The 13,370-nt window shown below is 33.6% G+C and carries 13 protein-coding genes; 4 read left to right on the forward strand and 9 right to left on the reverse strand.

Annotated elements, in window-relative coordinates:
* Positions 1-52 precede the first annotated feature (52 nt).
* Both GBO31_RS01090 and GBO31_RS01095 read left to right on the forward strand, forming a co-directional pair.
* The gene (locus tag GBO31_RS01090; protein WP_219006450.1) at positions 53-751 is read left to right on the forward strand and encodes a CoA transferase subunit A; all 699 of its coding nucleotides are present in this window, start codon (positions 53-55) and stop codon (positions 749-751) included.
* A gap of 87 nt (positions 752-838) precedes the next feature.
* The gene (locus tag GBO31_RS01095) at positions 839-1,495 is read left to right on the forward strand and encodes a CoA transferase subunit B (RefSeq protein ID WP_219006451.1); all 657 of its coding nucleotides are present in this window, start codon (positions 839-841) and stop codon (positions 1,493-1,495) included.
* A gap of 563 nt (positions 1,496-2,058) precedes the next feature.
* On the opposite strand, the gene GBO31_RS01100 is transcribed toward GBO31_RS01095, so the two are convergent.
* The 6 genes from GBO31_RS01100 to GBO31_RS01125 all read right to left on the reverse strand — a co-directional run bounded on the left by GBO31_RS01100 (position 2,059) and on the right by GBO31_RS01125 (position 10,096).
* Complete coding sequence (locus GBO31_RS01100; protein ID WP_219006452.1) at positions 2,059-2,781, reverse strand: phosphodiester glycosidase family protein; 723 nt, start codon at positions 2,779-2,781, stop codon at positions 2,059-2,061.
* Positions 2,782-2,805: 24 nt separating this feature from the next.
* Positions 2,806-3,321 (reverse strand): GNAT family N-acetyltransferase, encoded by a 516-nt coding sequence (locus GBO31_RS01105; RefSeq protein WP_219006453.1) that lies wholly within the window; start codon positions 3,319-3,321, stop codon positions 2,806-2,808.
* 109 nt (positions 3,322-3,430) lie between these two features.
* Positions 3,431-7,075: a S8 family serine peptidase gene (locus GBO31_RS01110; protein ID WP_219006454.1), complete on the reverse strand. Its 3,645-nt coding sequence runs from the start codon at positions 7,073-7,075 to the stop codon at positions 3,431-3,433.
* A gap of 215 nt (positions 7,076-7,290) precedes the next feature.
* Positions 7,291-8,247 carry a YheT family hydrolase gene (locus tag GBO31_RS01115; RefSeq protein WP_219006455.1) on the reverse strand — a complete coding sequence of 319 codons (957 nt, stop codon included), beginning with the start codon at positions 8,245-8,247 and terminating at the stop codon, positions 7,291-7,293.
* Positions 8,247-9,248, reverse strand: coding sequence for a bestrophin family protein (locus GBO31_RS01120; RefSeq protein WP_219006456.1), 1,002 nt, complete (start codon positions 9,246-9,248; stop codon positions 8,247-8,249). Before GBO31_RS01120 ends, GBO31_RS01115 begins: the two co-directional genes overlap by 1 nt.
* Before the next feature lie 80 nt (positions 9,249-9,328).
* The gene (locus GBO31_RS01125; RefSeq protein WP_219006457.1) at positions 9,329-10,096 is read right to left on the reverse strand and encodes an SDR family oxidoreductase; all 768 of its coding nucleotides are present in this window, start codon (positions 10,094-10,096) and stop codon (positions 9,329-9,331) included.
* 132 nt (positions 10,097-10,228) lie between these two features.
* On the opposite strand from GBO31_RS01125, the gene GBO31_RS01130 reads away from it, so the two are divergent.
* Positions 10,229-10,600, forward strand: coding sequence for a hypothetical protein (locus GBO31_RS01130; RefSeq protein ID WP_219006458.1), 372 nt, complete (start codon positions 10,229-10,231; stop codon positions 10,598-10,600).
* Positions 10,601-10,602: 2 nt separating this feature from the next.
* Here the strand turns inward: GBO31_RS01130 and GBO31_RS01135 are convergent, their stop codons facing one another.
* On the reverse strand, positions 10,603-11,511 hold the full coding sequence (locus GBO31_RS01135) for a helix-turn-helix domain-containing protein (RefSeq protein ID WP_219006459.1): 909 nt from the start codon (positions 11,509-11,511) through the stop codon (positions 10,603-10,605).
* An 88-nt stretch (positions 11,512-11,599) separates the two neighbouring features.
* Between GBO31_RS01135 and GBO31_RS01140 the strand changes: the two genes are divergently transcribed.
* Positions 11,600-12,076 carry an acyl-CoA thioesterase gene (locus tag GBO31_RS01140; protein WP_219006460.1) on the forward strand — a complete coding sequence of 159 codons (477 nt, stop codon included), beginning with the start codon at positions 11,600-11,602 and terminating at the stop codon, positions 12,074-12,076.
* On the opposite strand, the gene GBO31_RS01145 is transcribed toward GBO31_RS01140, so the two are convergent.
* Both GBO31_RS01145 and GBO31_RS01150 read right to left on the reverse strand, forming a co-directional pair.
* Entirely contained in the window at positions 12,060-12,959 is a 900-nt protein-coding gene (locus GBO31_RS01145; RefSeq protein WP_219006461.1) for a DMT family transporter, read from the reverse strand. The genes GBO31_RS01140 and GBO31_RS01145 overlap by 17 nt on opposite strands.
* Entirely contained in the window at positions 12,952-13,305 is a 354-nt protein-coding gene (locus GBO31_RS01150) for an arsenate reductase family protein (RefSeq protein ID WP_219006462.1), read from the reverse strand. Before GBO31_RS01150 ends, GBO31_RS01145 begins: the two co-directional genes overlap by 8 nt.
* Positions 13,306-13,370: the final 65 nt, after the last annotated feature.

Genomic DNA, 13,370 nt, shown 5'->3' on the forward strand with positions numbered 1-13,370 from the left:
CGTTTTAGTACTGTTTTTTTTGGTACATTTAATCCGCTAAAAATTGAACAGTATGATTCGTAAAACAGTTAACGGAGTAGAAGAAGCTACCAAAGGTATAAAAGATAATATGACCTTTATGCTTGGTGGTTTTGGACTTTGTGGAATACCAGAAAATGCTATTGCAGAATTGGTTAGAAAAAATATTAATGGATTAACCTGTATCTCTAATAATGCAGGTGTAGACGATTTTGGTTTGGGACTATTACTACAACAAAAACAAATAAAAAAGATGGTCTCTTCATATGTAGGAGAAAATGACGAGTTTGAACGTCAAATGTTAAGCGGAGAATTGGAAGTTGAATTGATTCCGCAAGGGACGCTAGCGGAAAGATGTAGAGCTGCGCAAGGAGGATTTCCTGCGTTTTACACACCAGCTGGTTATGGCACAGAGGTGGCTGAAGGAAAGGAAACAAGAGAGTTTAATGGTAAAATGTATATACTAGAAAAGGCTTTTAAGGCTGATTTTGCGTTTGTAAAGGCTTGGAAAGGGGATGAAGCAGGGAACCTCATTTTTAAAGGGACAGCAAGAAATTTTAACCCTTGTATGTGTGGAGCTGCTAAAATTACAGTCGCTGAAGTTGAAGAATTAGTTCCAGCTGGCACTTTAGATCCTGATCAAGTACATATTCCTGGAATCTTTGTACAAAGAATTTTTCAAGGTAAAAACTATGAAAAAAGAATAGAACAAAGAACAGTTCGAAAAAGATAAAACCTGAATTTATTTTAGATGTTAACATGACTTTTTATATGGGAGAGTTGTGAGAGTTTAACTAAGTACTAGAAAAGATATAAATATATGTTAGATAAAAACGGAATAGCGAGACGTATAGCCAAAGAACTAGAAGATGGATATTTTGTGAATCTAGGAATAGGAATACCTACGTTAGTAGCTAATTATATCCCAGAAGGAATTGAAGTAGAATTTCAAAGTGAAAATGGAGTTTTGGGTATGGGACCTTTTCCATTTGAAGGAGAAGAGGATGCTGATATTATTAATGCTGGAAAGCAAACTATTACTACAATGCCTGGAGCTTCTTTTTTCGATTCGGCAACTAGTTTTAATATGATTCGTGGACAGCATGTGGATCTTACAATTCTCGGTGCTATGGAAGTTGCAGAGAATGGAGACATTGCTAATTGGAAAATTCCAGGTAAAATGGTCAAAGGAATGGGAGGAGCAATGGATTTGGTGGCGAGTGCAGAAAACATTATTGTCGCTATGATGCATACCAATAGAGCAGGAGCTTCTAAACTATTAACTAGATGCTCTTTGCCTTTAACAGGAGTTAACTGTGTAAAAAAGGTAGTAACTAATCTGGCTGTATTAGAAGTTACTGAAGATGGTTTTAAATTATTAGAAAGAGCTCCTGGAGTAAGTGTGGAGGAAATCAAAAATGCTACAGAAGGAAAACTTATTGTAGGTGATAACGTTCCTGAGATGATATTAGATTAGGTTTGTCAAATTCTATTTACAGGTGTACGATTATTTAATTTATACTAACGAATAATAAATTGCAAAAAGATACGTTATAAGAAAAAGGTTATTAAATCTTCTTTTTGTAAGAAAAAAACTACAATACACTTACAGTTTTGACTTACCTAAACCTTTGCTTTAACCCATAAATAGGTATCAATTGTTATTAAATGTTAAAATTTTGAGTTTTACGTCGATTTTAATTGTATTTAAACGTTATTTTGAAAATTATTTTGCATATTAGCATTCCCTTTAAAAAAGTACATAAGTAATGTTCTCTTTTTAAGAATTAATTTAATTTTTAACCCTCACACATTGCCCTATTATGAAAAAACGTTTAAATCGTATTCAGAAGTCAGTTAAACCTACAATCGAATTGATTTCTAATTGTATGTATTTAGCAAAGAAAGTATTTTTGTTTTAACAAAAGACAATATTTTTGTTATGTGATTTTTTGTTGTTAATAAATCGCAACCTCCCCAAGTCGCGATGAATAAACCTGTTAGTCTATTAAGCTTAACAGGTTTTTTGTTGCTTTAGATTCATTTAATCTCTCCAATAATTACACCGAATTCTCCATCCAATTGTTCCCAATTTTTGGATGGCAAATAGGTTTTGGAAACAAAGCCATCCAGATAAAGTGCATTTTTACAACCTTTCTCTTTAAAGAAATTTGAAAAATCAAAGAAATTTACTTTTTCTTTAGACATAGCAAAGAGTAAATTTCCATTCGGAAGAATTCCAACACCATTTCTGATATGAACATTCGGAGATCCTTCATTAAATTTATCGTGAATTTTCCCATTTATTAGTAGCATTGGTCCCGATTGAGTAGCATAGGCTATATCCTTTGCGAAAGTGAATTCTTGAGTAGTATTGATATGTGGTATATTTTTATCTGTAATGAAAAAAATACCATTTGGTTGCAAATAAAAGTTACCATATCCATTTTGAGCAGTGTCAAGTTTAGATTTAACTATACCCTTTTCAATATACAACCCTTGTGGGGATAAATCTTTATTATACATACCACCATTCATAGCAAAAACTAGTTCATGTCCATCTTTTTTAAGGGCTTCCTTTAGCTCTTGGAAATTTCTGTAATTCTCCTTCTTTTTATCTTTCCAATAGAATTTAAGATGCTGCTTCTTCAGATCAACTTCATAGCTAATATACTTTGAATGTTCTTTGGTTTTGAATGAATAATTAAAACTGGTACATACCAAAAAAAACAATAAGATAAATTTCAAATAATTCTTTTTCATCAAAATAGGATATTCATAATTTACTTATGTCTTAGCAATGTATTCATATAACATCAATTCTTCGTCATCATTTGGAATGGTGATCATTTTGACGAAACTAAAACCTAATTTCTCTAATAATTTCTGAGAGGATTTATTTTTTGGAATTGTAATTGCACTAATCTTATGGATCTTAAATTGTGTAATAGCTACTTCTTTTAGCTTAGAAGCACTTTCGTATGCGTATCCCATTTTTTCGTAATTGGGTAAAAAAGCAAAACCTATATCGAATCCATCAACTCCATCTCGATCGTATAAGCCACAACAACCTAGTTTTACTTTATCCGATTTTCTGATAACTGTATAATTCGAAAAGCCCAATCGATCCAATTGTGGCGTCATTTTTTGCTCTATATAAGATTTTGCATCTTCAATAGATTTTACATTGCGATCTCCAATGTTTTGTAGCCATTTTGGAGTATTCAGAAGTTCTAGATAAAAGGCCGCATCATTAATATCTGCAGGGACTAATAGCAATCGATCAGTTTCAAAATGTTTCATTCTTTGTTTTGGTATGAGAATGAAGATAATAAATAAATGTATATAAAAAGCCCTGAAACATTGTTTCAGGGCTTTTCTATAAAAAATTAAGGTTATCTATCTATAATTTTTATTTTACTACAAAACGAGTTTGTTCTGTATTCACTTGTAGCATATAAACTCCAGCTTCAAGACTTTGAACATTTATAGTGTTAGAGAAAGTTCCTTTTAGAACTGTTTGTCCAAGCATATTATAAATTAAGTAGTCCTGCGCACCAGATTTTCCATTGCTAACATTTAAAATAGCTCCTTCTACAGGATTTGGATATACAGAAAGTAATGCTGTTGGTGGTCCAAGAGGATCATCAGATGTTGTTGCAAATGATGTTGTAGTTCCACAAGGTCCTAAATTAGTCCATCCAGTAGCTGTTCTTTCATATAAAGAACCTTGGTATGTAACTCTATCACCTACTTGGTAAGTTTGAGTAGAACTCCATGCAGGAACTCCTGCACATTGATCTACTGGTCCACTAGAATCGCTTAATGATACATTATCAATAGCAATATCCGCTTGCCAAGTGCTACCTGTAATTCTGTTAAATCGTAATTGAACTCCACCACCTACATATGATGCAAGATCGATAGTAGCTGTTTGCCAAGAATTTCCTTGGTTTCCAGTTTCACTCCAAATGCTAGTCCAAGTAGCACCTTCATCAGTACTTGCTTCAACAGCAATACTACCCATGTCTGATGCTCCATACATATGGTATGCGAAAGAGAAATTAGCTTGACTAAGACCACTTAGGTCAAAACAAGGAGAAGTAATGATTGCTTGTTTGCTTGGATATCCTGTTCCATTTCCTGAAGCTTCTACAAAGATGTAATAAGATCCTTGAGTAGCAGAAGATGGTCCTGTGTTACTAGAAGGAGTTCCATTGGCATCTACAGTCCAGTTTAAATCATCAGCTGTAGATTGTGTCCAAGCTCCAATAGTATTTTCAAATCCTTCGCTATATGGGAATGAAGTAATTCCTGAACTACAACCACTTCCAGAACCTCCTCCAGTAGTAGTTACATTAACGGTATTACTTGCACTAGAAACATTTCCTGCAGCATCCTTTGCACGTACGCTGAAAGAATAAGATGTATTTGCAGTAAGTCCAGTTACATTAGCAGTAGTATTTGCAGTAGAACCRATTACACTACTTCCTTGGTAAACATCATATTCTGTTACACCTACATTATCAGAAGAAGCATTCCAAGATAGTGTAAGAGTTGTTTCTGCTACATTTGAAGCAGATAAACTACCTGGTGCAGTTGGTGCTTGAGTATCTGCCGTAGCTCCACCAATCGTTATTGTATAATCTTCTACTTCACCATACTGGAAAGATTCACAAGAAGTTGGTACTCCATTGTATTTCATAGATACACGCATTCTTGTATTTCCATCGGTAGCACCACTTGGTACTGTAAAAGTTCCACTTACTGGAGTAGTTTGTGTAGCATTTTGTGTCCATACTTGCTCTCCTGAGTCAGTAAAGTCACCATCCTGATTATAATCTATCCATACGCTATAACCTTCACTATATACGGTACCTGACCAAGTAGGAGTTACAGTGATTGTATAAGAATCTCCTTTTGCTAAACTAGTAGAAACAGAAGTGAAATCAGAATAACCACCGCTTCCAGCACCAGACGCATTATCAATAGTACCTAATTGTACACGACCAATATATTCATCAGCTACGCTGTTTCCATTAGATGCACAATAAGTTAATTGGAATTCTGTAGTGCTAAAGCTAGTAGTACTGCTATATGAAGAAGTAGTTCCATCAGAACACTTACTTCTTACCTGTACTTCATATGAAGTTAATTGTGTTAATCCACTTAAAGAAGTAGAAGTACCGCTTACATCACTTACTGTAGTCCAAGAAGAAGTTCCTGCTACTCTATATCTTACATCATAAGTAGCTGCTGGTACTGAAGTCCAGTTAATCGTAGCGCTATCGTAAGAAACGTTTGATGCACCAACTCCAGAAGGAACAGTAGCATTACAAACTACTGGAGTTCCAGTTAATCCAGTAACAATTAGAGAGAAGTTTTGACTTCCTCCAGTTAAAGAACCTTTATGAGTTACTGTTATAGTATAAGTTCCTGAAGCACCTGATACATCAATTCTTTCGAATGGATCTACATCATTATCACCTGTACCGTTTGTAGTGATACTTGTTAATCTATATGGCTCATAACTTGTTGAACCTTTACTTACTCTAATATCTAAGTCATTTACTAACACTGCATTATTAGAATTTGTTGCAGTCGTTGCAGTTCCTGGTCGATCTGTCCAAGAAATGGATGCCATCAATGGGCTTGTACCATCAGAGTCCACTGTAATTGTATACGTTTGTCCACTGTTAAGTGTTAACTCTTCAATTTTTGTCTCGTTTCCGGAGTTTGAAATGGTTTCAGCTGCTCTTTTAGCATTTAATAATCCCCATCCGTAAACAGCATCAGGTCCAGAAGGTCCAGCATCGTCTGCGGTATGAAGAGCTAAACCTTTTAAAGTTGCAGCTCTCATAAGATTACCGTTTGTATTGTTATAATGTTGTTGTAATAATAAAAGTGATCCAGCAACATTAGGAGATGCCATAGAAGTACCCGTGATACTGTTGTAAGCTGTATTACTATTGTGGTATGTAGAATAAACTCCAGTTCCATTTCCAGTAATATCCGGCTTGATACGGTAGTCATCAGTTGGTCCTTCACTACTAGAACTATTAATAGTAACACTGTTTAAGCTACCATCAGAAGCTATGTTAGCGTCCTGTGCATTGGCAACAACTAAATTATTTTTAGAAGTAGAATGTCCAGTAAGTTTATCATAAGAAGAATTTCCATCTAATGGTTGACCATTGTAACTGTTTTGGTTACCATCATTACCTGCTGCTACTACCATTAAGTAGAAAGGAGCGTTAAACATCACTTCATCCCAATTTCTGGATTCGTCAATATAAGCACCAAAATATTGGTCTGGTACTAAATCACCTCTAAATCCATAAGAGTGATTGGATATAATCATTCCATTTGCAGCTGCAGTTGTTGCTTCTGCAACGTCATTATTCCACATATATCCATTTACTCTTGCTTGAGGAGCCATCCCTTTTGCTGCAGCTTGTACACCAGATGCCATGATTGTTCCTGTTACGTGAGCAGCATGAAAATTTAACTGAGTTCCACCTTCAGAAGCAGCATCTTGGATCGTAACACGATTGGTTCCACCAGGACCATCATACTCTTGGTGAGATACTCTTGCATGACCTCCATCCCATACGTGAGCAGTCATGTTTTGTCCATCAAGATTTAATCCTAAAGAACCACCAGAATTAAGATGATCTGTTCTTGTAGATTCTGCTGCGTCTACATTATACGTTACATAATAAACAGGTGTTAAATTACCTTTTGAATCTTTTGCCACTTTTTGCAGCTCAGCAAAACTTCCATCCTTTAATGTAGTTTTAACAGGCCATCCGTTTTGTCTAGCAGTCTGAATTGCTATTTGTTTTTCAGAAATGGATWTTTTCTGTAATTCGGACTGTAATTCATTAAGTTCTGTGATGTTACTTTCTTTAGTAATCTTAGAAATTTGATTTGGTGTTTGTGCAAATGCTCCTAAAGAAAGAAGAAACATTGTGGAAAACGCAAAGGTTTGAAGTTTTCCAAACCTTTTTGGCATAGAGCCAAAAACCCCACTAAGGTTTTTGTAACTTTTTTTCATTTTTATTGAGTTTGAGTTAGCTATAATTTAATTTCTCTGATGATTTTTCTGAGAAACAACCAAAACTCTTAAATTATTCTTAATTGACAAAAATTTTTCGATAAAGAGGTTAATAAACACCACACAAAACCTTAACATAGAGTTAACGTTTGTTTCATTTGTTTGATTTGTAGGTAAAGGATTACGATTTTCGATAAAAAGTAGCTTTTTATGTGCTACTGTTGTACGAATTTTACTGCTTTATATTCATTATAAAACGTTTCTCCACTCAAATAAAACCCCACATGACCCCCAAAATCGGGAGTTTCTAAGAATAAGTTTGAATTTTTTTTGGCTTCTTCAACTGGATAGCAATTTGTTCCAAGAAAAGTATCATTCTTAGCATTGATAATTAGTGTAGGGATTGTAATATCTTTTAAAAATTGTTTACTACTACATTTTGTATAATAGTCAATAGCATTAATATATCCATGAGCCACACTGGTGTAAAGGTTATCGATATCTATTAGTGATTTACATGCAATGATATCTTCTTTAGAAATTTCATCAGGAAATACTTCATGTCTTTCAAAAAGCTTCTGTTTTAAGCTTTTAATAAAACGTTGCTGATAGATATAATTTTTTGGTTTATTGATTTCTTTTAACGAATCATAAAGATCGCAAGGAACTGATATAGCTGTTGCGGCTTTAATTTGTTTAGGTGTTTGTCTTTCCCCTAAATATTTTAGAGTAATATTACCTCCAAGACTAAATCCGCATATGGAAATTGAATGATAATCTTTTTCTATAATATGGGATACTATAGCTGCAAGATCTTCACTTACTCCTGCATTATATGATCTATAGAGTCGATTAACTTCACCACTGCAATTTCTTAGATTTACTGCAGCAACATTCCAGTTATTTTTGATAAAGTGTTTGGATAGCCCTAGAATATATTGTCGCTGAGCATTTCCTTCTAATCCATGGATCAATATGGCAACTTTTCCTTTTGATTTTGAATCATCAGCATAACTCCAATCAATATCTATAAAATCTCCATCACTTAATTCCAATCGTTCTCGATGCTGGTCAATTCCTTTTATTTTTCTAACCAGATTTGGATAGATAGTAGAAAAATGACCGTTTCTGAATAAAAAGGGAGGTTTGTAATCAGATGAAACTATTGGCATTAATACAAAATATTATCTTTTGGTTTTACTTTTTCCGGAAGGTCTTTTTCGTCCAACATATCTCTTAGATTTATTTCTATGGTTCTGCATAATGCTGTCATGGGAACGTCATTAACTCTTCCCTCAAAAGGATCTTCACTGTTACTACCTACTTTTTCCATAGTAGTAAATATCCATGATATTAATACAGACAAAGGAATCATTAAAAAAATAAACCATGGTTGTATATGCTGTGACATATCACCAAGTTCACTTTCAAAAACATTCAAAATGCCAAATGGGAGTAATAAAACAAAAATCCAGGTAAAAACTGTACTAAAATAAGCGTATTGTCGAGGAAAAGGAGTGTTTTTTATTCGTTCACATTTACCTTGTAAATTATATAGTTCTTCTAATACTCCATGAAGAAGTTGGTTGTCAAATTGACTTATTTTTTCAGCTTTTAAAAGCTCTTTTAGATGAAGACCTTGGTTCTTGACTAAATGTGTTGCAGCATTTTTTCTTGTAAGAAGATCGTCGTACTCTTCTTTAGAAACAAAACCTTTGGTAACATCACAGGCTGGATTGCGTTCTCCATGTTTTTCTAGTAAGCGTTCCACAGAAGCATTTTCTTTCATTGAAAAAGAAGAAGGTTGTCGAAGCTGAATTCGTAAAGCATTGATCCATGCGATATGGCGATGTATTAATACTTTCTTCGTTTCGTAGGAGTCATCTACAAGGCTCAAAACCTGATTCGCCCAAGTTCTACTATAATTTACAATACCTCCCCAAATTTTTCTTCCTTCCCAAAATCGATCGTAACTCTGACTGTTTTTAAAACCAATATAAAAAGCTACAGCAATACCAATAACTGAAAGAGGTTGAAAAGGGATATCTATAAATTGTAAATCGAAAAAATAATAGAGGGAAAAAATGCTAGCCGTGTAAAGAATGAAAAAGAGTAGGTTTTTCCAGGCAAATCGTAGGATAAGTCCCCAACCAATATTACGTTTGATATACATGTGTGAATTTTTGTTCTAAATTAAGAAGACCTCGCTGGTTTTCAAAACCAACGAAGTCATATTTTGATAGGAGTAGAAATTTACAGAAACATTCCACCAGAAACTTCAATCCGTTGTCCATTGATCCATCTAGCATCTTCGCTGGCTAGAAAAGCAACCACTCCTCCAATATCTTCTGCTACGCCAACCCTACCCAAAGCCGTAACTGAAGAAAGTGTTTTTTCTAATTCCGGATTATTTTCCAGAGCATCCTTATTCATATCAGTGTTTATTGCTCCAGGAGCCACTACATTTGCTGTGATTTGTCTCGCTCCAAGTTCTTTGGCTAGGTATCTTGTAAAAGCTTCAATACCTGCTTTCATAGATGCGTATGCTCCATATCCGGGTAAACTAAAACGAGCTAATCCAGTAGAGATGTTAATGACTCTCCCATTATTATTAAGCATTGAAAGCGCTTTTTGTGTGATGAAAAAAGGTCCTTTTAACTGAATGTTCATAAGATTATCAAATGTAGTTTCAGAAGTTCCTTCAATCATTTCGTGAGCAATAACACCTGCATTATTAACCAATATATCAAATTTTGAAGTACTCCAATGTGCTTCTAATTTATTCTTTATATTGGCAAAAAAAGAATCAAAAGAATTAACATCAGCTACGTTGAGTTGAAAAGCAAATGCCTTTTTTCCTAAGTTTTCAATTTCTTTTACGGTTTCATCCGCTTGCGTTTTATTAGTATTATAGGTTACTAAAATATCTGCACCTTGTTCTGCCAGTCGAATGGCCATTTCCTTTCCTAATCCTCTGCTGCTTCCTGTGACCAATGCAATTTTGTTTTCTAAAGTTTTCATATGATATGTTTTTATGATTATTAATAAATACATTGCAAATATCTCTGATAAGATCAGGTGAGTAAAGACACATATTTTAGGAAGTATGGTATATTTTTTAGATTAGTTATTTTTAAATAAAAAAAGAGAATAATGATAGGTCTGAAAATAATATACATAGCAAATATTCTGGTAGCTGGCTGGATAAGTATTACCAGTTTGTTTTTCCCGAAGAAAGCAGTTTCATCTGTGTTTTCTAATGCATATGCATATTCTGAAGCTATTAGACTATTGGGGGCTTTGTGGGGAGCAATTTTTCTGTTATCCGTTTTGGGAATTTTTTTTCCTAAAAAAATGATATTGGTGTTAGTTTTTCAGCTACTATATAAAAGTTCTTGGCTAATTTTCGTTGCTATTCCTGCTACTTTACAAAAGAAACCATATCCAGAAGGTATGGCTTTGTTTTTTATCATATGGTGTGTGGTATTGCCATTTATAATTCCATGGAAAGAGGTTTTCGGATAAAATCACTTATTTCTATATTGATTTGGGGTTAGACCCATATGTTTTTTAAAGAATTTAGAAAAATGAGTAGGCTCATTAAAACCCAGTGAGTAGGCAATTTCTTTTATTGTAATACTAGATTTTGAAAGTAAAGCTTGAGCCTCAATAATAGTTTTGTCTTGTATCCATTTATTAGCAGATTGCCCCGTTTTTGATTTGATTACTGTAGAGAAATACGCCGGATGTAAATGTTGGGTTTCAGCAAATGCTGATACTTGTAGGTTTTTGGCTATCAAATTTTTGGACCTGAATATGTTTTCAAGATCTTTTTTAAACTGATTTACAATTGCACTATCTCTATCATAAGCTATTTTAAAAGAGTTGTCTTTCATTAGGTATTCTTTGACTTTTAGAAGAAATACTAAAAAAAGTGAGCTAATGATTTTATGCTTCAAGATTGATTTTTTGTTTTGTTCTTCAATAATCTGTTCCGCTAAATGAAGTAATTCAGAAAAATGACTTTGATCTAAAAAACATGGAGGCACTATTTCGGTAAGTAAAAATGAAAATTCATCAAAAACATCAATATGAACATGTTCTTTTAAATATTCTTCTGAAAAAGTGATAATAAAACCATGCACAATTTCTTCAATCCCAAAGGATTTTAAGTGACCTGGATTGGTAAAATAAAGAGTGTTTGGTTTTGTGTTGAATTTGTGATGATCAATGGTATAAAAACTTTTCCCCTTTTCAACGAGAATGAAAGAAAAGTAATTTGCTCTAAAAACAGGTGATATGATAGGATCACTATGTACTATTTCCATTCTTTGAATGGTGAAATCTGAATCTTGAGAAATTTTTTTACCTACATTTTCATCCTCATAAAGATCGGATAGTTTATTATAGGATTTTATGTTTGATGAAGATTCCATGTCTTGGATTAAAGGTACAATTTTAATTGAAGTTTATTATGTAAGCGTACTATCGGTTTTTGTATTTTTGAACTCTAAATTTTGAAGTATGTATTTAAAGGAATTCGAAATTCGATGGAATGATATAGATGCAAATCGTCATTTGGCAAATAAGGCTTACATAGAGTATGCTGCTCATACCAGAATGACATTTTTGTCTGAATTAGGTTTTGATCAAAGATTATTGGGTAAACTTAATATCGGGCCGGTAGTTTTTTATGAGCATATTTATTATTTCAAAGAAGTCTTTTATGGAAGACCTGTTAGAGTTTCTCTAGAGTTGGTTGGTATGAGTGAAGATGGTAAGTTTTTTGAGTTCTTGCATAATTTTTATGATTATAAAGGAAGAAATTTTGCACGATGTGAAATGATGGGAGCTTGGCTGGATCTAAAAACTCGCAAATTGATTCCTCTTCCAGAAGAGATACGTCAATTTATGGACAAAGTAGAGCGCCCAGATAACTTTAGAATACTTAGTAAAGAGGATACTCGAAAATTTGCCAAAATACCTAATGATTTGGATTAATTTTTGGTTTTTTGGTAACCAAATAAACACCCACAAATACTAAGATAGCAGCAATGATTTGAACAAGTTTTAATGAGTCAGCACCCATTGCCATTGCAAAACTTATAGCTAATAAAGGTTGTAGGTATATAAAAGCTCCTATGGTGGACGCTTTTAAAGTTTTTAATGCAAATACATTAAGCAAATAGGTGAAAAAAGTAGTTCCTACTACTACAAAAACCATTTTCCATATAACGTGATATGGTAATGAAGTCCATTGTACTTCAGTAAACTCAGAAATGGTTAACGGTAAATTGATAATAACACCTAGTAAGAAAAACCATTTCATTAAAGTAATGGCGTGATATTTAGCAGTCAATGGCTTTACCATTACCAGGTAAATAGCATAGGAAGCTGCGTTTATAATAAATAATGCATTTCCCAAGGGTATATTAGGAGCGTCTTGTCGTACTTCGGCACCAAATAGAATAAGTCCTAAGGCACCGGAAAAACCTAATAAGATTCCTATAGTACGTAACCAGGTAATTTTTTCACTTAGAAAAATAGCAGATAAAATGAATACCAAAATTGGAGAAATCGTAATCATTACCGAGCTATTGATAGGAGTTGATAATTGAAGTCCTTTAAAAAACATCAACATATTAATAACCATCCCAAATACTGTGCATCCTAAAACTCTTAGCCAGTCAGATCGTTCAATTTTTTGTTTAGGAAACCATAAAGAAGCGAGCCAAAAAAGCAATGTAGCTCCAATGACTCTCAGAAGAATAAACCCGTAAGGTTTTATATAGGTGGGCATAACACCTTTAGCCAATGTATGGTTAATGGCATAAATTAGGCTTGCCCCAAAAGCAGCGAGTAAGGCTACCGTTCTTTTATCCATTTATGGCGTTATTAGCAGCTTCCACCACTTTTTTGCTATTTCCAACAAAAATCTGATTATCAAATAAGACTACTGGACGTTTTAAAAAAGTATAGTGTTCAAGAATTAAATCTCTAAAATCATTTTCGGTAAGTGCCTGATTTTTTAAATCTCTTTCCTTATAAAGTCTTGCTCTCTTACTAAAAAGTGACTCATAGGTTCCAGAAAGTGATTTCATTTCTTCAAGCTGTTCTTTAGTAATTAATTCATTTTTAATGTCTTGTAAAACAAAATCTGTAGATGGATTTAGCTCCTTTAAAATTCGTTTACAAGTATCGCAAGTTGATAGATGGTATATTTTTTTCACAGAAAGTAAGTTAAAATTTTAAAATCCGTACAAAGGAAATTCATTTCACGATGAAAACTTATATT

It is taken from the genome of Aquimarina litoralis (assembly GCF_019295435.1).
Lineage (GTDB): Bacteria > Bacteroidota > Bacteroidia > Flavobacteriales > Flavobacteriaceae > Aquimarina > Aquimarina litoralis_A.